The sequence below is a fragment of the Dendronalium sp. ChiSLP03b genome (assembly GCF_034531165.2).
GTDB lineage: Bacteria > Cyanobacteriota > Cyanobacteriia > Cyanobacteriales > Nostocaceae > Dendronalium > Dendronalium minutum.
This window is the reverse complement of record NZ_JAVRBR020000066.1, coordinates 175,347-199,120: the sequence shown is the minus strand read 5'-3', so window position 1 is coordinate 199,120 and position 23,774 is coordinate 175,347. Positions and strand designations below refer to the sequence as shown.

Here is a 23,774-nt window from a genome sequence, read left to right as displayed (position 1 = left end):
GCTTATGACTGTTAACTATTGACTATTGAACGCCAGTCGCCTGAATCGGGACAATGCCACTTGCTAAAACTTTGGCAACCAAAGCAAGCCAGTGGCTACCCTGCTTCAGCGCTGGCTCCTTTTGACTATTTGCACATGAAATTACTCATTAGCAATGATGACGGTATTTCTGCTTTAGGTATTCGTACCCTAGCAAACTGCTTGGCAGAAGCCGGTCATGATGTAACCGTAGTTTGTCCCGATCGGGAGCGATCGGCAACTGGACATGGATTAACAATGCACCAGCCGATTCGCGCTGAAATTGTCGAGTCACTTTTTGATCCCGCAGTCAAAGCTTGGGCGTGTGATGGTACTCCCTCAGACTGTGTGAAATTAGCGCTGTGGGCTTTGCTAGAGTCGCCCCCTGACTTGGTGCTTTCTGGCATTAATCAAGGTGCAAATTTGGGAACCGAAATTCTCTATTCTGGCACCGTTTCCGCGGCCATGGAAGGCTTGATTGAAGGTATTCCCAGCATAGCGTTGAGTCTTACTAGCCATACGTCCAAAGACTTTCAACCTGCTGCTAAGTTTGCCAAAATTTTAGTAGACCAACTCGCAGCAAAACCCCTACCTAATTTGATGTTGCTCAACGTTAATGTTCCTGCTGTCAAGTGGGAAGAAATTATTGGAGTGATGCTGACACGTCAGGGAGTGCGGCGCTATGTTGATGTTTTTGACAAGCGAGTCGATCCCCGTGGTAAAACATACTACTGGTTAACTGGGGAAGTGATAGAAGATGTGGAACCTCCAGAAGGCTTAAATCTTACACATAATGTGCCTCTTGACGTGCATGTCATCCGTAAAAACTACATTAGTGTAACACCTCTGCAATACAATCTTACCTATGCCAACGGACTAAATCAATTGTCTGAGTGGGGATGGGGAGATGCGGAGTGGGGAAAATGAGGGAGATGAGGGAGAAAAAACAGACGCAGCTACGTGGAGAGTTGTACTGAAATATTCCCCGTGTACCTGTGTCCTGTTCCCCTACTTTTCCACTTCTTGCTTAGTCCCCAGTACCTAGTACCCAATCTCTAATACCCAGTTAAATGCATCACAGCAAAATTTAAGCTATAAAGTAGTAGCACTCTCGATATTACGGATACACGTACTTTTGGAAAATTTGGGGCAACTGCCTTACAGTACCTCACCTGTGTGTACACAACTAGCTAAATAGAGTATGCTGTTTTACCAAAAAAACACCTTCTACTAAATGTGGTAAGACAGCATAAACTTAACAAAGGAAGTAACATTTTTATTGTCGATCGCCCGCTCAGTCCAGTAAGCAACACCCATGTCCAGGATAAAAAACCAATTTACCGTACAATTTTGGGGCGTTCGCGGGAGCATCCCCAGTCCAGGACCACACACCGTCCGCTATGGCGGTAACACCCCTTGTATTGAGATGCAAGCGGGCGGTAAACGCTTAATTTTTGATGGTGGTACGGGACTGCATGTTTTGGGGCAATCTTTATTGCGCCAAATGCCGTTAGAAGCTCATATATTTTTTACCCACTCCCACTGGGATCACATGCAGGGGTTCCCCTTCTTTGTCCCAGGATTTGTCAAAGGCAATGATTTTCATATTTATGGTGCGATCGCTCCTGATGGTTCCACCATAGAACAGCGCCTCAATGACCAGATGCTCCACCCAAATTTTCCGGTGCCCTTGCAGATCATGCAGGCAAATTTGAGTTTTCACAACATTAAACCTGGGCAACCAATACATATCAATGACATTACCATAGAAACGGCGTCCCTAAATCATCCCGGTGAAGCTATAGGATACCGAGTCAACTGGCAAGGTGGTGCTGCTGTTTACATCACTGATACGGAACATTTCCCAGATCGGCTGGATGAAAATGTGTTGTGGCTAGCTCGCAATGCGGACATCCTCATCTACGATTCCACCTATACTGATGAGGAATATCACTCACCAAAATCCCCAAAAATTGGCTGGGGACATTCTACTTGGCAAGAAGCGGTAAAAGTGGCTAAAGCAGCTAATGTCAAGACTCTGGTAATTTTTCACCACGATCCTGCTCACAATGATGACTTTTTGGATTGTGTCGGAGAACAAGCGTCTGAGAAATTTCCTGGTGCAATCATGGCACGGGAAGGAATGGTGCTTCAGGTTCCCACCTCAGTTTGCCTATCAGAATCTTTTTCTGCAAGCAAATTTTCTGTGTAAAGGTTGCAATCGAAGCGATTCTCGATTTTAGATTAGATTGGTGATCGAGAGCTGTTAGCGCGACTGACCTCACAGTTGTGCCGCAACTATAGGAGGCAGGGGGAGCTGAGGGGGACAAGAAGGACAAGGAAGAGAATAATAACTCCTAACTCCTAACTCTAACTTCGCACTCCCCAGACACTATGCCCTCCTCTAGGCGACTAACCGTAAGGTAGCTTGTAGCTGACAGCTAAATAAACCTAAAATCCCAGAATCCACGTGCTAAATTTGTCTCAAAATGGATGTTCTGTGTGGGTTGCTTCCTCGACTGAAGGGCTGCTAACACCAACTGCTGTTGCTCTTGGCAAATTTGATGGTGTGCATCTTGGCCATCACAGGGTCATTCAACCAGTTTTACACGCTGGCGATCGGTTATCGGTAGCGGCGCAAGGTCTTGTGCCCGTACAGGAGTCCAATGACAACCAACAACTGACAGCTGACGAAGGACAACTGACAAATAAAGAACGTACATACTCGACAGTTGTCACTTTTCATCCCCATCCACAGGAGTTTTTTACGGGGCAACCCCGTGCTTTATTAACACCTTTGGATGAAAAAGTTCAACAATTGCGATCGCTTGGTGTCGAACAACTAGTACTACTACCCTTCGACAAAGAATTATCTGCTTTGTCTCCCGAAGATTTCGTAGAAAAGATTCTAGTGCAACAACTGCAATGCCAGCGAATTAGCGTTGGACATGATTTTTGTTTTGGCAAACAGCGCCGTGGTACCGCTAGGGATTTGCAGTTACTTGCCGCCAAGTACGATATCCCCGTTACCATCGTTCCCTTACAAACTTATACAGACAGCGCCCCCACCCAGGAGATTCCCATTAGCACTTCATTGATTCGGCACTCTCTCGAAAGTGGCGACATCAAAAACGCCAACTTACTCCTAGGTCGCCCCTACAGCCTCATTGGTGTTGTCGTTCAAGGTCAACAACTGGGGAGAACTATTGGTTTTCCTACTGCCAATATTCAATTACCACAGGACAAGTTTTTGCCCCGTAAAGGTGTCTATGCTGTCCGTGTTTCTATTTTGAGTAAAACATCAGATGAAACTGTACCTCAGCCTCAAAACTTGGGTGTGATGAATATAGGCGATCGTCCCACAGTCAATGGTACTTGTTCATCTGTGGAAGTACATCTGTTCGATTGGTCTGATGATTTGTATGGTAAAAAATTGGCTGTGCAGCTAGTTGAATTTTTGCGACCCGAACAGAAATTTCCTTCACTAGAAGCCCTAAAAACACAAATTCAACTTGACTGTACCGTTGCTAGAAAAGTTTTAAGTGTTGACTGATGACTGTTAACTGATGACTGTTGAGTGCTGAGTGGGAACACTGTAAATGGGAGTATTGGGAATCAGGTATCAGGGATTGGGAAGGATTTTTCCCAATCCCCAGTCCCCAGTCCCCAATCCCTAGTCCCCAGTCCCCAGTCCCCACACTGCATGAGAGAAAAAATTGACGCTCTAACACAAAATCTTGCTCGTACCATCGTTGGTAAAACTGATGCCATACGTTTAGTGCTAGTCGCGCTGCTAGGTGGTGGTCATGCTTTACTAGAGGATGTCCCAGGAGTTGGCAAAACTCTCCTCGCTAAATCTCTAGCTCGTTCGCTAGATGGTAAGTTTCAACGGTTACAATGTACCCCCGATTTACTGCCAACTGACATCACTGGTACCAACATCTGGAACCCAAAAAGCGGCGAATTTAGTTTTATGGCAGGGCCAGTATTTGCCAATGTGCTGCTAGCTGACGAAATCAACCGCGCCACACCCCGCACCCAGTCGGCTTTGCTGGAAGTGATGGAAGAACATCAGGTGACAGTTGATGGTGTCTCTCGTACAGTTCCCCAGCCTTTCTTTGTCATTGCTACCCAGAACCCCATTGAGTACCAAGGCACTTTTCCTCTGCCAGAAGCACAAATGGATCGGTTCATGTTGTCGTTGAGCTTAGGCTATCCTTCTGCTACAGAAGAACTTGAAATGCTGCAAAATCTCCAGCATGGTCTGAATGTTGGCGATTTGCAGCCTTGTATTACCTTGGCAGAAGTGGCTCAATTGCGTAAACTTTGCTTCCAGGTACGAGTGGAGACATCTTTGCAACAGTACATACTGGAATTGGTACGGGCAACGCGGCAAGATGAGGAAATTACTCTAGGTGTTAGTCCTCGCGGTAGTGTGGCATTACAACGAGCTACTCAAGCGTTAGCTTTTCTATTAGGGCGTGACTATGCCATTCCCGATGACGTAAAATTTCTTGTACCTCATGTTCTTTGTCATCGCATTATCCCCAGAGGAGGACGGGGTGCCAGAACTGTTATTGAGCGATTATTGCGATCGCTTCCCATTCCTTAAAATAGGGCTGAATATAAACTTCAGGTTCCTTATCCTGCCTAGATTTCGGCGTGTTAAGATCTCCTACAAAAACAGGTAGCAACAGATGAAAGCGATCGAAGTTACTGGCAGGATTGACGCTCAGGGAAATCTAGTTTTAGATGAGCCGATTCAGAACCAGTTTGAAAAGAGCCTTGCAGCAAGCAAAAATGGGTCAAACTAGACCAATTAGTGAGCTATAGGACAGAATTTATACAGAGTGATGATGCGGTTTCAATTCGGTTCTCCGATGAGTTTGAGGAGGAACTTTAGAGATTCTCAAAGATATTTGGCAATATTCGCTCTGATGTTCAACCGATTATTGAGCAATTGCGACAGAAATCTTTGTAGGAGATAGAATTGCGGGCATTGGTGACGATTATATTATTTATAAGGTAAAGGCTCGCAACAGTAATATCCAAAAAGGTAAGAGTGCTGAATACCGATTAATTTATCAAGTCGAGTCTTCTACAAGTAGTTTGCTACTAACAATTTATTCAAAGTCTGACCGAGAAGATATTAGTGCTAATTAAATCCGAGATATTATAGCTAATTTGTATGGTGAGTAAAGTTAAAAATACCAGAATATTATTCCTTTGGTAAGTATTTAGAAACTAATGGAACTTTTACAAAGTTGCACAGCCGTAATTAAAAACTTTCTAAAATCGTTCCCTGCACTGTAAAGGAGTTACGCAAAACTTGAAACACCATCAAGCCTGCGTAAGTCCTATTATTAGCTACAAGCGCCATATCGCATTTGGAAATGTGAGGAATGTCAAATTTTGTTAAGCGTAAATCTCGCGAGAGCGAACCGCTATGGCGTTCGCCCCTAGCGTTGCCGAAGGCTAGCGTCGAACGCCGACTTAAACGCCGTCCCTTGGGATTAATTTTGGTAATTTTGGCTTGGAGTCTGGCTATGGGTTGGCTTCTGGCTTCGGTAACTAGTGTTCACAGTGCCACTCCTACCGCTGAAATTGGCACTGTAGACGTAGTACCTGCACAGTACCAACTAGGGCAAGAATTGTATTTAGAAAACTGCTCTACTTGCCACATTGCTTTGCCACCAGCTGTTTTACCTACCCAAACTTGGAAAAATCTCCTTGAAGACTCACAGCACTATGGGGCACAACTTAAGCCTTTAGTCGATCCGCCCCGCATTCTCGTGTGGAGGTATCTTTCCACTTTCTCTCGCACTCAATTATCAGACGAAGCAACACCATATCGCGTCAACAACTCTCGTTACTTCAAAGCTTTGCATCCCAAAGTCGAGTTGCCGCGTCCTGTTCAAATTGGCAGTTGTGTTAGCTGTCATCCCAGCGCTAGTGAATACAATTTCCGCCGCCTCAGCCCGGAGTGGGAGAAGTAGGGAAGCTGAGGATAATGCGGGGGAATACTATAATCTTATATTTACTTGTTCACTTTCCCCTGCCCCTTTGCCCCTGCTCTTCAAAAAGGTCGGGCGATCGCTACCTCTCATGGTCGGCGTTCTCTGCTTCAGTAGAAGGCAGAATGATACTATAAAAAGAGTTTCAGATTTAAACTATGAAATAAAACCAATCATTTAGTAAACTGATTGGATCTAGTTTTTGAGCAAATTCCCATTTCATAGCCCATCCATAACAAGATGGCTGTGTTCGGTTAAATTCTTATAATCAATACCAAACCTTTAGTCCTCATCCCCCTCCATTTAGTTCTATAACCTGCCATGCTAAAACTCTTGTTGGGCGATCCCAACGCTCGTAAGCTTAAAAAATACCAACCTTACATTACGGAAATTAACCTCTTAGAGGAAGAAGTTCAAGCTCTTTCTGATGAGGGTTTAAAAGGCAAAACAGTAGAATTTAAACAGCGGCTTGCTAAAGGCGAAACCCTGGATGATATTCTGCCAGAAGCCTTTGCTGTGGTAAGAGAAGCAGGACGGCGAGTCTTAGGATTACGGCATTTTGATGTTCAGTTGTTAGGCGGTGTAATTCTGCATAGTGGGCAAATCGCGGAAATGAAAACTGGGGAGGGTAAAACCCTAGTTGCTACATTACCGAGTTATTTAAATGCCCTGAATGGAAAAGGCGTACACGTAATCACTGTGAACGATTACTTGGCTCGTCGGGACGCGGAATGGATGGGACAGGTGCATCGCTTTTTGGGTTTGAGTGTGGGGCTGATTCAAGCAAGCATGACTCCCAGCGAACGCCAGAAGAACTATGAGTGCGACATCACTTATGTCACCAACAGTGAAGTAGGTTTTGACTACCTGCGGGACAACATGGCAACATCCATGGCTGATGTGGTGCAACGCCCGTTCAACTATTGCGTAATTGACGAGGTAGACTCGATTCTTGTTGATGAGGCGCGGACACCACTGATTATTTCCGGGCAGGTAGAAAGACCTACGGAAAAATACCTGCAAGCAGCTGAAATCTCAGTGACGCTAAAAAAAGATGAGCATTACGAGGTAGATGAAAAAGCCCGTAACGTGCTGTTGACAGATGAAGGCTTTGCAGAAGCAGAAAATCTTTTAGGAGTAACAGATTTATTTAACCCAGACGATCCGTGGGCGCACTTCGTGTTCAATGCCATTAAAGCCAAAGAACTTTTCCTCAAGGATGTTAACTATATCGTCCGTAATGGGGAAGTGGTAATTGTAGATGAATTTACTGGGCGGGTATTGCCAGGACGGCGTTGGAGTGATGGTCTGCACCAAGCAATTGAAGCCAAAGAACATGTAGAAATTCAGCCGGAAACTCAAACTTTAGCAACAATTACTTATCAAAATTTGTTCTTGCTCTATCCTAAATTGGGTGGCATGACAGGAACAGCAAAAACAGAAGAACCAGAGTTTGAAAAAATTTACAAATTGGAAGTTGCTGTAATTCCTACTAACAGACCTAGAAACCGCCAAGATTGGTCTGACATGGTGTTTAAGACAGAAGTAGGTAAGTGGGGTGCGATCGCTAAAGAATGTGCTGAAATGCACCAACTCGGTAGACCAGTATTGGTAGGAACCACTAGCGTAGAAAAATCTGAATATCTCAGCCAGCTCCTCAAACAGCAACAAATTCCCCACGAGTTGCTCAACGCTCGACCAGAAAACGTGGAACGGGAAGCAGAGATTGTCGCCCAGGCAGGACGCAGAGGGGCTGTAACTATTGCGACTAACATGGCTGGTCGAGGTACAGACATCATTCTTGGTGGTAACTCCGAATACATGGCGCGTCTGAAGTTGCGGGAATATTTCATGCCTCGGATTGTCATGCCAGAAGATGAAGATGTATTTGGCGTGCAAAGAGCTGCTGGGTTGCCTACAGGACATGGTGGTGGTCAAGGTTTTGTTCCTGGCAAAAAAGTTAAAACTTGGAGAGCTTCACCAGAAATTTTCCCCACTCAAGTTTCAAAAGAAACAGAACAGCTATTGAAAGAAGCGGTAGAATCTGCGGTACGGGAGTATGGTGAGCGCAGTTTACCAGAACTAGAAGCAGAAGACAAGGTAGCAGTGGCAGCAGAAAAAGCTCCCACGGACGACCTTGTAATCCAGAAATTGCGGGATGCTTACAACCGGATTAAGCACGAGTACGAAGGATTTACTAGCCGCGAACACAACGAGGTTGTGGAATTGGGCGGTTTGCACGTAATTGGTACAGAACGCCACGAATCACGGCGAATTGATAACCAGTTACGAGGACGCGCAGGACGGCAAGGCGACCCTGGTTCAACAAGATTCTTCCTGAGTTTAGAGGATAACCTACTGCGGATTTTTGGTGGCGATCGCGTTGCTGGTTTAATGAATGCCTTCAACGTCGAAGAAGATATGCCCATTGAATCCGGGATGCTGACTCGCAGTTTGGAAGGCGCACAGAAAAAAGTCGAAACTTACTACTACGACATCCGTAAGCAGGTGTTTGAGTACGATGAGGTGATGAATAACCAACGTCGCGCCATCTACGCCGAACGCCGTCGGGTGTTAGAAGGTCAAGACTTGAAAGAACAGGTAATCAAATACGCCGAAAAAACGATGGATGACATCGTTGACTACTACATCAACCCAGACTTGCCCTCAGAAGAGTGGGAATTAGAAAAGTTGGTTGAGAAAGTCAAAGAATTTGTCTATCTGCTAGCGGACTTGCAGGCAACCCAATTAGAGGATATGTCTGTTACTGAGATTAAAGCCTTCCTCCACGAACAGGTGCGAATTGCCTACGACCTCAAAGAAGCGCAGATTGACCAAATTCAGCCTGGACTCATGCGGCAAGCCGAACGTTTCTTTATCTTGCAACGGATTGATACCCTGTGGCGGGAACACCTCCAACAAATGGATGCCTTGCGCGAATCAGTGGGATTGCGTGGCTACGGTCAAAAAGATCCGTTGATTGAGTACAAGAGTGAGGGATACGAACTCTTTTTGGATATGATGGTCAACATCCGCCGAGATGTGGTGTACTCATTGTTCATGTTCCAGCCTCAGCCTCAGCCAATGGTACAGGCTTCGTCTGAGATGGTGTAGGAAGTTAGAGAGAATGTTTCACGCAGAGACGCAGAGGACGCTTGCGTGCGGGGGTAACCCCCGTTGAGCAAAGTGTCCGTCGCACAGAGAGTGCTTTTGCGTCTTTGTATATAGTTGAGAAATACAGCATTTTCAGGAGTTTGCTGAAATGGGTAAGCTAGTATTGCCAAATCTTCAGGGTAAGCAAATGGGGCAAGTAATAGTTACCCTCACTGTCACGAATCGAATCGATCGAGTGCTGGCTCAAAGAGGCTTCATTTCTCAAGAAGAAATTCGCTCTTGTACTCTAGATAATGTTTTAGTTGATACAGGTGCGACGTTGCTATGCTTACCTACTAACATTATTAGTCAACTAGGTTTAGTTCAAGGTGGAGAAGCCCAGGTAGAAACTGCTGCTGGTGTACAGCAAGGGCGGATTTTTCGAGATGTTGAACTGTTTATTGGAGAACGGCAAGGAACTTTTGATTGTCTGGAACTCACAGAAGTACCTTATGCGCTTTTGGGTGTCACGCCAATGGAAGTTTTAGGGCTAGAACCAGACTTAAAAAATCGGAAATTACGGATTTTACCGATGAATTCTGAGCAAACTTACTTGACTGTTTTATAAACAGTAGTGTGTTTTCTACTGAAAGCAGGCGCTAATTTTTCAGATATGAGTTAAAAGGTTATTGCTGGTGCGATCGCTCCTTTTGGGATACCCTTCATAGCACAGCTACAATAATGAGCAGGAAGAAACACTCCAGGAAAGCGGACTATGCCCAGAATCACTCTGGAAGTAGCAGAGGAAGTATCTCAACAAATAGCACAACTAGGCATCGCCCAATACGCTTCGGTTAGGTGCATAGTCCTTGAAGATCCCCCTTAGTCCCCCCTTAAAAAGGGGGGAAATAGAGCCATTCTTAGCCCCCCTTAAAAAGGGGGGTTGGGGGGATCAAGTCTTATCCGAACCGTATTGAGGCATCGCCTACCTGAACTACTGCCTTTAAGTCTTCAACAGCACTACTAGCACAAGTTTACCGATACATCCTTGACTTTCTTGCTAGTAACCCCACTCCTGAACAAATTGCTTTAAACCCATACCGGAAATGTAAGCATGATTGCTCCTCTACCTTTCTTTGGTCAGTGTGCGATTCAGTAAACCCTTTATCCTTCATAAGTAGTCAATTTCTCTCATCTGGGGAACTTGGTGTGTAAAATTAGTGTCTTTCAAAACACTGAGAAATATATATAATTACAATGTCAAGAACAGCGCTAAATAGAGGGATAAGATTATCGTTGATAATAGTTACACTGTGTGTCACATCGACAATTCATGTCGTAGCTGATGCTCAGGAAGCACCACCGATATTTGGAGATGTAACTATCGACCACCAATTTTCCCCAGATCCCTTGGTAGTTAGAGGTATGAGTGGCGGTTCAGTGTCTGAGAACCAAATTGCTGGAAGAACTGAAACACCCACTGGCCCATGTACTGGATTTGTAGATGAAGCCCCAGACCACACCCTGGTACTAACAAGTAAATTTGATTACTTGAAGCTACAAGTTCAAAGTCCTGAAGATACCACCATCGCGATCAAAGGCCCTGGTGGCACTTGGTGTAACGACGATTTTGATGGTAAAAATCCTGGCATGGTTGGTGAATGGCTTCCTGGAAACTACCAGATTTGGGTAGGTTCATACGAAAAAGGCAAGTATTTCCCTTACACTTTACAAATTACGGAAGTTAAGTAGGTGACGGTGGCAAGGAAGATAAAGCAATACAAAGCTTTTGTACGGTGAAATTCCACAACTACGTAAAACACATTAAAAGCTCAAGTTATTTCAAACAGATATAGAGTAAGTATTCAATGACATCTAAAAAATTACTGTTGATTTCCGTCGGTTCGTTGCTAACAGTCGGTGCAATTTTTGGTGTCATGGGGCAAAAGGCAATGACCACTGCTTTTAATACTACCGTCTTAGCAAACACTCCTGTAATTCTAATAGAGGAAGATAGACAAGAAGCAGTTTTCTTAGAAGTGCCAAGTCAGAGACAAAAGAACCAATTGAGCCAACTACTTGGGCAAAACCCTCGGCTAACTGAAGAAATAAACGTGCAACGTAGAGTGTACAAAACAAAAATAATTGGTTTTAACAAGCAGCAAAGAAAGCAATTTAGTAAAACATTTAAGCGTCATGAAGTAAAATTTAAAGATGAAATTAATGGTCAAGAATACACACTTGACTTGCTTTCTTATGACCGTAACAATAGACTAAATTATGTTGCTGAACCTGGTTCTAAAACTCCACTTTTGATTCCGAGTCCAAGTGATAATTCGCAACAGTTATTTCAATATAACAATGCTTTATATATCCTGGATACAAAAACATTGCAAGTAAAAGCGCTCAGTAATGAGCAGGTTCGAGCTGCTACTTCCCAAAGGAAAAAAGATTTGCCTAATTTAGGTATTGAGCATGGGCGGATTCTCTACTGGGCACAACAGCCGAAATGGTCGCCAGATGGTAATGCGATCGCTTTCATTTCAAACCGTAACCGAATTGAAAGTAACCGCATTGGTGTATGGATTTATGATGTTGCTACTGGTCAGGAGTCCCAGGTATATGAAAGAGATAACTTTACTCCTCACGTCCTTGGTTGGACAATAGATAACCGAATTTTAATTAACGAGTTTAACCATGCGAATGGAAAGGGCGCTTTGGTTGCTATTACTCCTAAAACAAAGCAAATACAAGAACTTGCAATTGGTAACTTTGTTGCTCAAAGTGACAATGGCCAAACCGTGTTGTACAGCAAAAAAATTGCCCCAAATAGCCCTGATGTCGAACTGTATGCACTTTCCATTTCTACTGGAACATCCCAGTTACTGTATAAATCAACTGCTGGAGAATTTTTGAATTCTTACAGAGCAGACTTTTCCGAAGACGGGATGCGTATTGTAACCGACCTCACTAACAGAAAAGGAACACAACTCTTATTCATTTATAATCTCCAAACTAAAGAAGCAAAACGTTTGATATTGCCGATAGGAAAAACAACGTCTGTTGATGTGAAATGGGTTGGCAACGATTTAGTTGTACCAATCCAAAGTTTGAACCTACGAAACCTAACATCAGAAACACTTTTAATATCAGGATTTTAAACTAGCTATTAATTGCTAAGTATTTTTATATTTTAAAAATTGCAAATTAAGTTGTTCTTTAGCTATTCAGCAGCTATCCAGCGAACGTAGGGACGGAATCCACCTGTTCCTTGATACGTAATTGTGGTATTCAGCGTTGCTTGGTTCAAATCCAGGCGAAAATAAGCCTTTCCATTGCGAAACTGGAAACTGTACACGCGAGGTCTTTCTGACTTAGCACTACCAACACAAGATACATAAGATTGTCGCAATGGTGCTTCGTATTCTAAAAATTTTTCACCAGAGGCTAACAACATAGCATTCCTAATGTCAGCAACAGCAGTATGTTCAGCACCACCTTCAAAGGGGAGTAAGAAAGTCCAAATACCAACTGTTTGAGGACATACCCCAGCCTCGCGTTTTACGTTGAGTATCATGTTGGGCCGCTCAGATGGCCCAATGAAGGTTTCTACTTGGGCTTGAGTAAGAGTTGTTGTAGTTTCGCTTTTACCTTGAACACAGGCAGTTAATATCCCTAAACTCACAAATGGAAGAACTAGGGCTAAAGTCAAGTGTTTGAGACTTTTGGAAGACATTTTTGTAGTTAAATTGATTAATCTTTTTTTGTAACAATGAAGTATCAAATGTTGCAATTAAACTTTAACCTGCTTAATAAAATGTATATTTTATGACCTATCTCAGAATTTGAAAGTTGCACACCTCCAAAAAATCACCTCGCTCACGATTAAAATCCAAAAGCATTACGCGATCGCCACCACAATCTTCCACTATTTAACAAAATTGGTTTCTGTCTTCCCCTAGCGATGGCGATCGCTATCTTAAATTTTCTGCTGGTTAATCCAAGCTGTATTAAAATTAAGTTAACTTTAATTAAGATTCTTGTCGGCACCGCTGTAATGCCCCAGTGGTTCTATAGCTTTGCATGACTGGACATCAGATTAAACAAAATGGATTAAGAAACATCCGTTGCAAACTTAATCTAGTAACTAAGGTGAGACAGCGCGGTCTTGGGGGACACCTTAATGAGCGACTGACGTTAGCGCAGCGATAGCGTAGCATTAGCGAGTCCTCTCCCAAGGGTAGCCACTGTAAACCGGGAGGGTGATATCACCATCTTTTGCTAGAGATGAATAATTGTAATGGCATCTAGAGGCAAATTAAAATGAAATTTTCCTGGAAAGTCCTAGCACTGTGGACATTGCCAGCTTTAGTAATTGGCTTTTTCTTCTGGCAAGGAGCGTTTGCTAATGCTCCTGCCGACATGGGTAAGAATGCAGCCAATACCCGCATGACCTATGGTCGCTTCCTGGAATACTTGGATGCCGATCGCGTCACTAGTGTGGATCTGTACGAAGGCGGCAGGACAGCAATTATAGAAGCAGTCGATCGAGACATTGAAAATCGCGTCCAACGCTGGCGAGTGGATTTGCCGATTAACGCTCCTGAGTTAATTAGCAAGCTCAAAACCAAAGGAATTAGTTTTGATGCTCACCCGATGCGGAATGATGGCGCAATCTGGGGACTGTTGGGCAATCTGATTTTTCCCATTTTATTGATTACTGGACTGTTCTTTTTGTTCCGTCGTTCTAGCAACCTCCCAGGCGGTCCAGGTCAAGCGATGAACTTTGGCAAATCCAGAGCGCGTTTCCAAATGGAAGCAAAAACTGGCGTGAAATTTGATGACGTAGCAGGCATCGAAGAAGCTAAAGAAGAACTGCAAGAAGTCGTCACCTTCTTGAAGCAGCCAGAAAGATTTACTGCTGTAGGCGCACGCATTCCCAAAGGAGTGCTGTTAGTCGGGCCTCCAGGAACTGGTAAAACTTTATTAGCAAAAGCGATCGCAGGAGAAGCTGGCGTACCATTCTTCAGCATTTCCGGCTCAGAATTTGTGGAAATGTTTGTCGGTGTGGGTGCATCCCGCGTCCGCGATTTGTTTAAGAAAGCTAAAGATAATGCTCCCTGTATCATCTTTATCGATGAAATCGACGCAGTAGGACGGCAACGGGGTGCTGGTATCGGTGGCGGTAACGACGAGAGAGAGCAAACTCTTAACCAGTTGCTCACCGAGATGGACGGTTTTGAAGGTAACACAGGTATCATTATTATTGCTGCTACTAACCGTCCCGATGTATTAGACTCAGCCTTGTTACGTCCCGGACGCTTTGACCGCCAAGTCACAGTCGATGCACCTGATATCAAAGGACGTTTGGAAATATTGCAAGTCCACGCGCGCAACAAGAAACTAGACCCTAGCGTATCCTTAGATGCGATCGCTCGCCGGACTCCTGGTTTTACTGGCGCTGACTTAGCCAACTTACTCAATGAAGCTGCTATTCTTACCGCCAGAAGACGGAAAGAAGCTATCACCCTCCGCGAAATTGATGATGCCGTGGATCGGGTAGTCGCCGGGATGGAAGGCACTCCCTTGGTGGACAGCAAGAGCAAGCGCTTGATTGCTTACCACGAAATCGGACACGCCTTAGTGGGAACCTTGTTAAAAGACCATGACCCAGTGCAGAAAGTCACCTTGATTCCACGAGGACAGGCACAAGGTCTGACTTGGTTTACTCCCAACGAAGAACAGGGGCTAATTTCCCGTTCCCAACTGAAAGCTCGGATTACTGGGGCTTTGGGTGGTCGCGCCGCTGAAGAGGTGATTTTCGGCCCTGCGGAAGTGACAACTGGTGCAGGTGGAGACTTGCAGCAATTGTCGGGAATGGCACGGCAGATGGTGACCCGATTTGGAATGTCCGATTTAGGACCGCTGTCACTGGAAAGCCAACAAGGAGAAGTATTCTTGGGTCGTGACTGGACGACAAGATCGGAATATTCTGAAGCGATCGCCTCCCGCATCGATGCTCAAGTGCGGGCGATCGTTGAAGATTGCTATCAAACCGCTAAAAAGATTATGCGCGACCATCGCACTGTTACCGATCGCTTAGTCGATTTGCTCATTGAGAAGGAAACCATTGACGGCGAAGAATTCCGTCAGATTGTAGCTGAATACACTGATGTACCAGAAAAAGCTCAGTATGTACCGCAACTGTAATTGTTGACTCTTTTCTGGGCTGTTGCCTGGAAATGGGCAAAGGAACAAAAATAAAATGGGGATGGTATTGACTATCCTCATTTTTTATTGCCAAGTTATTCTTGAAAATTTACTTCTTCCAAAACGGGTGTCCCAACTTTTGAAGTGCTTGCTGGTTGAGAGACGACAGTAACTTCTCCGTGTGTAGTTCTGTTTATCAAGTAGGTGAGTCCCCTATAAATCAATTTATAAGCTGGTAGTGATAAAGGATCTTCAGCTGATTGAGCATTGGGATCGACACGATAAGTAACCCCACGATACATCAGGTCATAAGCTCTTCCTGATTTAGGAACTGGCTGAAATGGTTGTTTTGCTTTTTGGTTTGGGTCGTATTCGTAGCTCAGACCACGATAGTGAAGTTTCATATTTTTGCCTCCAGAATACTTGTTGATATATTTATCAGAGGCTAATTAAAGACTTATGCAAGCTCGTAGTAAGTTTACACTTTTATTAACTTTATTCTGCTACTTCCGCGACTCAGCAATATTTACTTTCGATTGCGCGAATGCTGAGTTATCTACCAATTCATCCAGTCGGCAATACAGCTAAATCTCGAATAATCGGAAGTTCCAAGCTAAAATCTTTTATATTACTGATGTAGCTTTTGTACTACAAAAAATATCCGTCCAACAGGAACTTATGAGCAAAACTAATGATACTCGCCTTCTTTGCGCCCAATGTTCTCTTGAAGGTTTATCGGTAGGAGATGCTTTTGGAGAGCGATTTTTTCTCCATCCAAATGTCGTGGAGAGTTTAGTGGCAGCGCGTGCCATCCCTGCATCGCCTTGGTATTACACTGACGATACTCAAATGGCACTCTCAATTGTGGCAATTCTCAGAGAATATGGAGAGATTAATCAGGATAAGCTAGCAGAAAGCTTTGCAAAACAATACGACAGCCAACGGGGTTATGGGCCAGCAATGCAAGGACTGTTAATGCAGATACGGGAGGGCGAACCTTGGCAACAGGTGGCGAGTAGTCTGTTTGGCGGACAGGGTTCTTATGGCAATGGGGCAGCAATGCGGGTTGCGCCCATAGGGGCATTTTTTGCTGAGGATCTGGATTTGGTTATCAGTCAAGCCCGTGCTAGCGCCGAAATTACTCATACCCATCCAGAAGCGATCGCTGGTGCTATTGCGGTAGCAGTTGCCGCTGCTTGGGCTTGGAGACTCAAAAATTCTTTGCCTAGCAAAGAAGAATTTCTCAACCTTGTGCTGCCTTACGTTCCAGAAAGCGAAGTGAGTTCAAAAATCCGCTTGGCTCGTGATTTAGCCGATACACCAGTGCCGTCAGCTGCTGCGGTGCTGGGAAACGGGACACATGTCTCAGCACAAGATACAGTTCCCTTTGCTCTGTGGTGTGCTGCACAGCACCTCGATCGCTACGAAGAAGCACTTTGGTTAACCGTGAGTGGCTTGGGAGATAGAGATACCACTTGTGCGATCGCTGGTGGCATTGTAGCGCTATCTACAGGTGGGGAAGGCATTCCTACAACATGGTTGCAAGCGCGGGAGCCTTTGCCCAGTTGGGATGCAGAAACAATTACACTCTACCGTCCTACTGGGCCAAAGGAACTAGCTTTGATTAGAAAAAGTGGCAATCACGAATTTCCGCCCCGATTACCAGAACAGCCTATTTTCTACCCAGTATTAAATGAAGAATACGCCATGCAAATTGCCCGCAACTGGAATGCAGCAAGTGTTGACACGGGATACATTGGCTATGTAACCCGCTTTCAAGTGCGTGCAGACTTTTTAAGTCGCTACTCAGTCAAAACAGTAGGCGGTTCCATACATCAGGAATATTGGATACCTGCGGAAGATTTACCGGAATTCAATCGTAATATTGTTGGTTTGATTGAAGTAGTAGCTAAGTTTCACCTATCAACGGATTAGGCTTTTTGCAGAAAAAATATACTTACTAAATCCACAACAAAAAAGTAATTGCTTATGTCATCAAAAAAGATAAATTAATGCTATTTATAGATACTGATTTTACTAAAACTAGAGTATAATTACTTAGCTATATAGTTTTGGTTAAATCCTAATTATAGCTACATTAATTATATTATTTACGCATAATTACCCATACACTTTGCTATTAATCAGTATATAAAAAACATATATTACTAGCCAATCAGTAATTAGACAACTATTTTCACCAGGTGAAACAATGTTTTTGCGTTTTGCATATATTGGATTGTGCTTGTTATCGATTGTAATGTCTTTCTATATGAAAAGTAAACTTGAAAAATTTTTAGAAACAAATACAGCGATCGCAAAAACTGGTAAACCAGTTGGTTTGATTATTCCCATCGTATTTTTTAGTCAGACATGGGAAGGATTTAAAGCTATACAAGTATTAAAGTCCAAAAGTTGAAGTATCAGTTTCAGGAATAGTGATGTTGGTAATGTGCTTGTTGTTTCTAACTGATACTGAAGCTGGATTTTTGTAATACAGGTATTTGCACTACCTGAGACTGCGATCGCAAAATCTTCGACCTACCGATTACGAGTTATTTACTGTTGATTAGTACCGAATTTAGCCAATCAAGATTTATCTGCCTAAATTCATGTTTATCAATAATCGCTGCTGAAAAGCAAAATGTGAATTATAGAGATTGTATGGCTTTAAGAGAAAAGTCTGAAATTGGTAGAATCAGTTTTGTAGATAAAACTATACACGTGTTTTTACGTCAAAAATCATGAATAGTAAAGCTAAATTATTGACTCTCGCCACCACAACACTTGTCTTTTCTTCTCTAAGTGTCGGGATAGTGCTAGCACAAGCGAAACTGACCAACCAATCCAAATTGTTCATCAATGGTGTCGGACAGGTTCGAGTTGGCATGAGTGTCTCCCAAGCGACAAACGCTTCTGGGACTAAGTTAGTTGGCGAATCGCCGAATAATAATTGCTACTACGTCAAGCCAAAGGCGGAACCGAAGCAGGTTGGTTTCATGGTGACAGAAGGTCGCATATCCAGGGTAGATGTGTGGAAAAATAGCAAAATCACTACCCTTAAAGGCGCAAAAATAGGAGATAGCGAAGCCCGAATTAAGTCACTTTACCCAGGGCAAATTCAAGTTACTCCTCATAAATACGTCCAAGGTGGACACTACCTGACATTTATCCCGAAAGACCGCGTTGACCAGAATTATCGTTTAGTATTTGAGACTGATGGCAAGCGTGTCACTCAGTTTCGCTCAGGTAAACTGCCAGAAGTTGAATATGTTGAAGGATGTAGTTAATTGTTGAGCGTTGACTTTTAACAGTCAACGATCGCTAAATGGATACGCAATACTAGCTTATCTCTCCACTTCATCTACTTCTTTGGGAACGCCAGCAGTTAATACTTCATGTCCATTAGATGTAACTAACACATCATCTTCAATACGAATCCCAATGCCAACCCAGCGGGGATCGGTTTCTGGCTGGTCTTCTGCTAGTTTCGTATCTGGGACAATATAAAGTCCTGGTTCCACTGTCAGAATTTGACCGGGTTGTAAAATCTGTGGTTTGTCCTCACCGTGTTGGTAAACACCCACATCATGGACATCCAAGCCTAACCAATGACTGGTGCGGTGCATGTAATATGGCTTGTATTTTTCTTCTTCTATTAACTTGTCAATTTCGCCTTTGAGGATACCCAGTTCCACTAAGCCTTCAGTTAGGACGCGCACTGCGGTATCGTGAACTGATTTGAATGTATTCCCTGGTTGCACTTGAGCGATCGCCTGTTTCTGTGCTTCTAAAACAATTTCGTACAATGTCTTTTGTTCTGGCGTAAACTTACCCCCTACCGGAAATGTCCGGGTAATATCGGAGTTGTAATAACTGTAAGCACAACCAGCATCAATTAGCAGCAAGTCCCCATCCTGTATCTGACGCACATTCTCAATGTAGTGCAGGACGCAGGCGTTGACACCGGAAGCCACAATTGAAGGATAAGCTGGCCCCATTCCACCCCGTAGGCGAAAGATGTGTTCTATTTCTGCCTGGATTTCGTACTCATAACGTCCAGGCGCGGCGAATTCCCGTGCGTGATTGTGTGCTTCAATAGCGATCGCCGCAGCTTGCCGCATCAATTCCAACTCAGCTTCACTTTTGATTAGTCTCATGCTACTGAGAATTGGCCCGGTGTCTTCAATGGCAATTGGCCCTGTGCCGCGTTTGGGATAAGTTTGCAGTAACCGCTGGTAATGCCCCAAAATTTGGTCATTAAAACTGCGATCGCGTCCTAAATGATAGTAAATGCGATCGGCTTTTTCCAAATATTGTGGCAACTTTTCATCCAGTTCCGTGATGGGGTAAGCTTCATCTGCACCATAAATTTCCTTTGCTGCATCTACTCCACAGCGATAACCAGTCCAAACTTCCTTTTCTCTATCCTTGGGTTGGACAAACAGCACAAACCGATGTTCTGCATGATGCGGCGCTAACACCGCCACTGCTTGAGGTTCATTAAAACCAGTCAGATAGAAAAAATCACTATCTTGGCGATAAGCGTATTCGACATCGTTGTGCATCACTGCCATTGGCGCACTGCGAAAAATGGCTGTGCCATTACTAATTTTTGCCATTAACTGCTCGCGACGTTGCCGATATTCTGCTTGCATAGCTACTTTATATCTCAAATTATGTTGATTCTTAACGTTTGCTAACTACAGATTGCACATATTACAATTTTTATAGATAGTTACTGTTGAAAGTTATTTGAGGCAATCTGTGTTTATTTTACTAGCAGTTGCTGCTTGATATCGTCCTAACAAGAGCGATAGATGGTCAGCGCCCAATCGTAAACAATGAAAATTATTCTGAAAAAATAATTGACATAGATGGTCAACGCTCGATTGCTAAGAGCAATTTTTAGGAGCATAACATGCTAACTTTAGACGGAAATCGCCCAGTCGAGCCAAATGATTTGCAGGTCAAAGACATTCTTGACATAGATGGCAAATGTCCGATCGCTAAGAGCAATTTTCAAGTTGAGGATATTCTTGAGATAAATGCATCGCCCAATCGTTTCAGATAACGCTGCTAATCTTGAAATTACAAAGGACTATGTAGACTAAAATTACAGGCGTTCCATAATAGTGGAATAAATTTAGACACGCAGAAATAAACAGAATAATATGACACGGTAAATTGCCCTCCGTATTCAATCAGAGAGCGATCGCATTACCCACATCATTGCTAAACTTACTTTGCTACTAGTGCAAGTCGTTGACTAGGTACTCGCAGTAGAGAGATTCCCACAACAAGTAACCAAACTTCCCACATCATAAATCCTATAGGGGTGGTTTTTAGCACGGGCATAGTGGGCATTACCGTGGCTAATAGCTCACTTTGCCCCAAGAGTAACAACGGTATAGTTACCAATCCCAACCAAGCAACCCAGGATTTGAATAAGGGCGATCGCAGTATTGCCAGTCCTACCCCCAGTGTCCAGCAAACTAGCAACGTTTGTCCTAGATGTTCGCCAATTACAACACCACCATATTGATGGACTGCTTGGTAGACGACAACCACTGCCTCGCGTGTCGTTGCGCTGGTAGTTGACGTGTATAAATCTGCCAACACAGGAATCACAAACACCCAGCGCATTAACCCAACAGATTGAAGTATGCCGGAAAGTGCGCCCATTACGGTGGCAGTTGTCAGATAAGGAGTATCATCGCGTCCAATTACTTTGTGCAGAAGCATACTTGCAGGAATAAATAACAATGCTGCTAGTCCAAAGACAAACCAAGTGAAAATTAATTCTGCTCCGCCTGCATGAAACTGAGTTAAAACGTAGTCAGTAGGCTTACGAAGAATATCATCATACTCAAAATTTTGAATCAGCAGTGTGTAAGGTATATTCAGTAGCACAACTAGAAAAACGAACAAAATACCCGTGGCTCTGGCTAGTTGCAAGCGGTTCATCGAATTTTTCTCCTAATAGTGTTAATGCGATCGCAAATAATCCTTGAAAGTGGGTGTAGGGGAAATAGGGAAACAAATTCTTCCTAATCCCCAGTCCCAAGAACATCTTTGTTATTTGTTATTCCAGTACTTGAGGAGCGATCGCTCTACCCCTACCCAGTTAGCTATTTGTACTAGGGTGTTAACCAGTAGCTTTTGTACAAACAGCGGTGGCCCAACCAAGATTGTGTCTGCTTTCTTCAGCAATAAAGCAAAGTGCAGCAGATTAGTTGGCATACCCTCGCCATTAACTTTGCCATCAATTGCCAGACCGTACATGCCTCTGATAAATTGTTCAAACTGTCCTGGGGGCTGATTTTCACTCGTAAACGTGACCCAATCGTTAGAGATATTGCAAAAACTATGCTGTACCCCAGCAGGAACCCGCAGACTTTCTCCTGCCTTTAGTGTGCGTCGGTTTCCCTTGCGACCGATTTCCATTTCCAGGCAACCCCTCAGCACTGTAAATGTTTCATTCATGTTGGGGTGATAGTGTAGTGGACTACCTTTCGCTCCTGGGGGTAAGTCAAAACATATTTTTACATAGGTGCCAGCGCTTTCATTAGTCGAATGCAGGATAGTCATGCGATCGCCAGTTACAGGATTTATAATCAATTCTGGTTGTACAGCAGCTGTTGCGATCGATGTGTTGGAGTGAGTTTGTACATTCATCGGTTTCATCTTGGGAAATCTCCTTTTGGTTACAATGTCAATGCATCTCAACCGCTGTGTCTTTGTCTGATGCATTGCTGCTTGACTACATTTCCAGAATATTTTTTCTGCTATGTTCTGAATTGACACGTCCCGCCAATAAGTTGACCGATTGTGCCGTTCGAGAGTGCGGGAGTCGCGACGCGCTTAATCGCGTCTGTACAGGAGTTATCTCTTCGCTTGTCTTCAATACCCAATTCCCGTCCACGCAAAGCGCATGAAAGAAGCTACCTTCTCCGTCTACATCACGCGAGGCATTGTCCAATATGCGGCGGCGAGATATGGGGTCGATTCCGATCGCCTCTGCACTGCTGTTGGGATTGAACCTGCTTTATTAACAATGCCCGATCGCCGGATTTCTGGAACGCTGCATAGTGCAGTATGGCGAGAAGCGGTTAAACGCACAGGTGATGAAAATCTTGGCTTACACTTAGGTGAGGTCTTTAATCTAGCGACGTTTGGTATCGTTGGTTATGTATTGGTCAATTGCCAAACTTTTGAAGAAGTCTTAGAAAAACTTTCTCGCTACACCCATTTGTTTAGTCAGGGAGCTTATATTCACTTTTCTGTATCTGATGGAATGGTATTCTGTGATTGCGATATTGTAGACGATTTAAAAAATTATCTATTAGAACAACCTCGATATGCAGTTGACAGCACTTTTGCCTCACTGATGAAAGCAACCCAAACACTGACAGGAAACGTACTTTATCCCCATGCTGTTTGGTTTCAATATCCACGTCCTGCCGATACTGCCGAACACGATCGCATCTTTGGGACAGGCTTGCATTTCTCGATGCCAACGAATCGCATTATTTTCGATGCCAATTGTCTCAAGTGGCAGGTACTATCGGCAAATGCCAGCTTGCTTTCGGTTTTTGAGCAACATGCAGAAGCGATGCTTGATGCCATGAATCGACAAGATGATTACACTAGACAAGTTGTACAGGCGATCGCCCAAAATTTAAAAGGGGAACTGCCATCAATAGAAGCGATCGCTCGTAGTTTGGCTATCAGCGTCCGCCAGTTGCAGCGAGAATTACAAGCCGAGGGTACATCTTACCAGCAACTTCTAGATGATACCCGCAAAGAACTAGCCCTGCGCCATTTGAAAAACCCAAATACTCCGATTCACGATGTCGCCTTTCTGCTGGGTTTTTCTGAACCTAGTGCCTTTCACCGTGCTTTCAAACGCTGGACAGGACAAACACCAAGAACTTACCGAGTCTAGTTAGTGTAAGGTTTTTGTCTCTAATAAGCCAGCGCTCTCCCTGCTGGCTTACGGCTATCGTTAACACCATAGAGCAACATAGAGCAAACCTGTTTTAGGGTTCACTAAAATAGACTCAGCTGCACCCCAACAGGTAAAGGGAACAACCCTGTATCCCATTGACCAAAGTTCTGATACCGTTGGCGAAATATTGCTTAACAAAAAAATAGCAGATTTACCGTGTATTACATGATTAGAAAGAGCAAACCTACAGTGTATTACACGGGGAAGAAAAAATTAAGTTAGCTGCTCAAATAATCAATAAACTAGAAGAAATACCTGTGGAGAAAAGTATATGTGCTTACACTCCCAAGAAATACCTCCTGTACCTGAACAAAACAGCGTGTATAGCTAAAGCCGTGTTCCCAAAAGGTAAGTAGTCTTGGCTTATGGTTGGTTGAGCGCTGAACCTTTACCTCTCAAGCAATTGAATGCGAAATCAATCAACTCAA

21 protein-coding genes are annotated in these 23,774 nt (G+C 43.8%); 15 read left to right on the top strand and 6 right to left on the bottom strand.

Annotated elements, in window-relative coordinates:
- Positions 1–135 precede the first annotated feature (135 nt).
- From surE to RMY31_RS17475, 9 genes are all read left to right on the top strand, one after another.
- Positions 136–945, top strand: a complete 810-nt coding sequence (gene surE, locus RMY31_RS17515) for a 5'/3'-nucleotidase SurE (RefSeq protein ID WP_322656760.1) — start codon at positions 136–138, stop codon at positions 943–945.
- Between the two features lie 388 nt (positions 946–1,333).
- Complete coding sequence (locus tag RMY31_RS17510; RefSeq protein WP_322656705.1) at positions 1,334–2,230, top strand: MBL fold metallo-hydrolase; 897 nt, start codon at positions 1,334–1,336, stop codon at positions 2,228–2,230.
- Positions 2,231–2,488: 258 nt separating this feature from the next.
- A complete protein-coding gene (locus tag RMY31_RS17505; RefSeq protein ID WP_322656704.1) occupies positions 2,489–3,571 on the top strand; it encodes a bifunctional riboflavin kinase/FAD synthetase in 1,083 nt (360 codons plus the stop codon).
- Between the two features lie 150 nt (positions 3,572–3,721).
- Positions 3,722–4,630: an AAA family ATPase gene (locus RMY31_RS17500; protein WP_322656703.1), complete on the top strand. Its 909-nt coding sequence runs from the start codon at positions 3,722–3,724 to the stop codon at positions 4,628–4,630.
- 790 nt (positions 4,631–5,420) lie between these two features.
- Positions 5,421–6,014, top strand: coding sequence for a cytochrome C (locus RMY31_RS17495; RefSeq protein ID WP_322656702.1), 594 nt, complete (start codon positions 5,421–5,423; stop codon positions 6,012–6,014).
- Positions 6,015–6,353: 339 nt separating this feature from the next.
- Positions 6,354–9,146 carry a preprotein translocase subunit SecA gene (secA, locus tag RMY31_RS17490; protein WP_322656701.1) on the top strand — a complete coding sequence of 931 codons (2,793 nt, stop codon included), beginning with the start codon at positions 6,354–6,356 and terminating at the stop codon, positions 9,144–9,146.
- A gap of 148 nt (positions 9,147–9,294) precedes the next feature.
- Complete coding sequence (locus tag RMY31_RS17485) at positions 9,295–9,753, top strand: aspartyl protease family protein (protein ID WP_322656700.1); 459 nt, start codon at positions 9,295–9,297, stop codon at positions 9,751–9,753.
- A gap of 629 nt (positions 9,754–10,382) precedes the next feature.
- Positions 10,383–10,877 carry a hypothetical protein gene (locus RMY31_RS17480; RefSeq protein WP_322656699.1) on the top strand — a complete coding sequence of 165 codons (495 nt, stop codon included), beginning with the start codon at positions 10,383–10,385 and terminating at the stop codon, positions 10,875–10,877.
- Between the two features lie 116 nt (positions 10,878–10,993).
- Positions 10,994–12,286 (top strand): hypothetical protein, encoded by a 1,293-nt coding sequence (locus tag RMY31_RS17475; protein ID WP_322656698.1) that lies wholly within the window; start codon positions 10,994–10,996, stop codon positions 12,284–12,286.
- Between the two features lie 62 nt (positions 12,287–12,348).
- On the opposite strand, the gene RMY31_RS17470 is transcribed toward RMY31_RS17475, so the two are convergent.
- Both RMY31_RS17470 and RMY31_RS17465 read right to left on the bottom strand, forming a co-directional pair.
- On the bottom strand, positions 12,349–12,861 hold the full coding sequence (locus RMY31_RS17470) for a hypothetical protein (RefSeq protein WP_322656697.1): 513 nt from the start codon (positions 12,859–12,861) through the stop codon (positions 12,349–12,351).
- 149 nt (positions 12,862–13,010) lie between these two features.
- On the bottom strand, positions 13,011–13,175 hold the full coding sequence (locus RMY31_RS17465) for a hypothetical protein (RefSeq protein WP_322656696.1): 165 nt from the start codon (positions 13,173–13,175) through the stop codon (positions 13,011–13,013).
- A gap of 273 nt (positions 13,176–13,448) precedes the next feature.
- Between RMY31_RS17465 and ftsH2 the strand changes: the two genes are divergently transcribed.
- Complete coding sequence (gene ftsH2 / locus RMY31_RS17460; RefSeq protein ID WP_322656695.1) at positions 13,449–15,335, top strand: ATP-dependent zinc metalloprotease FtsH2; 1,887 nt, start codon at positions 13,449–13,451, stop codon at positions 15,333–15,335.
- Between the two features lie 95 nt (positions 15,336–15,430).
- Here ftsH2 and RMY31_RS17455 read toward each other — a convergent pair whose 3' ends face one another.
- The gene (locus RMY31_RS17455; RefSeq protein ID WP_322656694.1) at positions 15,431–15,739 is read right to left on the bottom strand and encodes a DUF4278 domain-containing protein; all 309 of its coding nucleotides are present in this window, start codon (positions 15,737–15,739) and stop codon (positions 15,431–15,433) included.
- Between the two features lie 274 nt (positions 15,740–16,013).
- On the opposite strand from RMY31_RS17455, the gene RMY31_RS17450 reads away from it, so the two are divergent.
- From RMY31_RS17450 to RMY31_RS17440, 3 genes are all read left to right on the top strand, one after another.
- Complete coding sequence (locus RMY31_RS17450) at positions 16,014–17,270, top strand: ADP-ribosylglycohydrolase family protein (RefSeq protein WP_322656693.1); 1,257 nt, start codon at positions 16,014–16,016, stop codon at positions 17,268–17,270.
- Positions 17,271–17,607: 337 nt separating this feature from the next.
- Positions 17,608–17,754, top strand: coding sequence for a hypothetical protein (locus RMY31_RS17445; RefSeq protein ID WP_322656692.1), 147 nt, complete (start codon positions 17,608–17,610; stop codon positions 17,752–17,754).
- Positions 17,755–18,079: 325 nt separating this feature from the next.
- Positions 18,080–18,625: a hypothetical protein gene (locus RMY31_RS17440; protein WP_322656691.1), complete on the top strand. Its 546-nt coding sequence runs from the start codon at positions 18,080–18,082 to the stop codon at positions 18,623–18,625.
- A 57-nt stretch (positions 18,626–18,682) separates the two neighbouring features.
- On the opposite strand, the gene RMY31_RS17435 is transcribed toward RMY31_RS17440, so the two are convergent.
- Positions 18,683–19,993 (bottom strand): aminopeptidase P N-terminal domain-containing protein, encoded by a 1,311-nt coding sequence (locus tag RMY31_RS17435; protein WP_322656690.1) that lies wholly within the window; start codon positions 19,991–19,993, stop codon positions 18,683–18,685.
- A gap of 263 nt (positions 19,994–20,256) precedes the next feature.
- Between RMY31_RS17435 and RMY31_RS17430 the strand changes: the two genes are divergently transcribed.
- Positions 20,257–20,409, top strand: coding sequence for a hypothetical protein (locus RMY31_RS17430; RefSeq protein WP_322656689.1), 153 nt, complete (start codon positions 20,257–20,259; stop codon positions 20,407–20,409).
- Positions 20,410–20,576: 167 nt separating this feature from the next.
- Here RMY31_RS17430 and RMY31_RS17425 read toward each other — a convergent pair whose 3' ends face one another.
- Positions 20,577–21,302 (bottom strand): DUF4386 domain-containing protein, encoded by a 726-nt coding sequence (locus tag RMY31_RS17425; protein ID WP_322656688.1) that lies wholly within the window; start codon positions 21,300–21,302, stop codon positions 20,577–20,579.
- 111 nt (positions 21,303–21,413) lie between these two features.
- A complete protein-coding gene (locus RMY31_RS17420) occupies positions 21,414–22,022 on the bottom strand; it encodes a cupin domain-containing protein (RefSeq protein WP_322656687.1) in 609 nt (202 codons plus the stop codon).
- Positions 22,023–22,269: 247 nt separating this feature from the next.
- Here RMY31_RS17420 and RMY31_RS17415 point away from each other — a divergent pair, with 247 nt between their 5' ends.
- Positions 22,270–23,283: an AraC family transcriptional regulator gene (locus RMY31_RS17415; protein ID WP_322656685.1), complete on the top strand. Its 1,014-nt coding sequence runs from the start codon at positions 22,270–22,272 to the stop codon at positions 23,281–23,283.
- The last annotated feature ends 491 nt before the right edge of the window (positions 23,284–23,774 follow it).

Excerpts from the sequence above, each read along its gene's own strand:
- RMY31_RS17425 (WP_322656688.1), bottom strand. The coding sequence starts at position 21,302 with ATGAACCGCTTGCAACTAGCCAGAGCCACGGGTATTTTGTTCGTTTTT.
- RMY31_RS17435 (WP_322656690.1), bottom strand. The coding sequence starts at position 19,993 with ATGCAAGCAGAATATCGGCAACGTCGCGAGCAGTTAATGGCAAAAATT.
- RMY31_RS17500 (WP_322656703.1), top strand. The coding sequence starts at position 3,722 with ATGAGAGAAAAAATTGACGCTCTAACACAAAATCTTGCTCGTACCATC.
- surE (WP_322656760.1), top strand. The coding sequence starts at position 136 with ATGAAATTACTCATTAGCAATGATGACGGTATTTCTGCTTTAGGTATT.
- RMY31_RS17485 (WP_322656700.1), top strand. The coding sequence starts at position 9,295 with ATGGGTAAGCTAGTATTGCCAAATCTTCAGGGTAAGCAAATGGGGCAA.
- ftsH2 (WP_322656695.1), top strand. The coding sequence starts at position 13,449 with ATGAAATTTTCCTGGAAAGTCCTAGCACTGTGGACATTGCCAGCTTTA.
- RMY31_RS17450 (WP_322656693.1), top strand. The coding sequence starts at position 16,014 with ATGAGCAAAACTAATGATACTCGCCTTCTTTGCGCCCAATGTTCTCTT.
- RMY31_RS17455 (WP_322656694.1), bottom strand. The coding sequence starts at position 15,739 with ATGAAACTTCACTATCGTGGTCTGAGCTACGAATACGACCCAAACCAA.
- secA (WP_322656701.1), top strand. The coding sequence starts at position 6,354 with ATGCTAAAACTCTTGTTGGGCGATCCCAACGCTCGTAAGCTTAAAAAA.
- RMY31_RS17445 (WP_322656692.1), top strand. The coding sequence starts at position 17,608 with ATGAAAAGTAAACTTGAAAAATTTTTAGAAACAAATACAGCGATCGCA.
- RMY31_RS17475 (WP_322656698.1), top strand. The coding sequence starts at position 10,994 with ATGACATCTAAAAAATTACTGTTGATTTCCGTCGGTTCGTTGCTAACA.
- RMY31_RS17510 (WP_322656705.1), top strand. The coding sequence starts at position 1,334 with ATGTCCAGGATAAAAAACCAATTTACCGTACAATTTTGGGGCGTTCGC.
- RMY31_RS17495 (WP_322656702.1), top strand. The coding sequence starts at position 5,421 with ATGTCAAATTTTGTTAAGCGTAAATCTCGCGAGAGCGAACCGCTATGG.
- RMY31_RS17440 (WP_322656691.1), top strand. The coding sequence starts at position 18,080 with ATGAATAGTAAAGCTAAATTATTGACTCTCGCCACCACAACACTTGTC.
- RMY31_RS17430 (WP_322656689.1), top strand. The coding sequence starts at position 20,257 with ATGCTAACTTTAGACGGAAATCGCCCAGTCGAGCCAAATGATTTGCAG.
- RMY31_RS17480 (WP_322656699.1), top strand. The coding sequence starts at position 10,383 with ATGTCAAGAACAGCGCTAAATAGAGGGATAAGATTATCGTTGATAATA.
- RMY31_RS17470 (WP_322656697.1), bottom strand. The coding sequence starts at position 12,861 with ATGTCTTCCAAAAGTCTCAAACACTTGACTTTAGCCCTAGTTCTTCCA.
- RMY31_RS17415 (WP_322656685.1), top strand. The coding sequence starts at position 22,270 with ATGAAAGAAGCTACCTTCTCCGTCTACATCACGCGAGGCATTGTCCAA.
- RMY31_RS17420 (WP_322656687.1), bottom strand. The coding sequence starts at position 22,022 with ATGAAACCGATGAATGTACAAACTCACTCCAACACATCGATCGCAACA.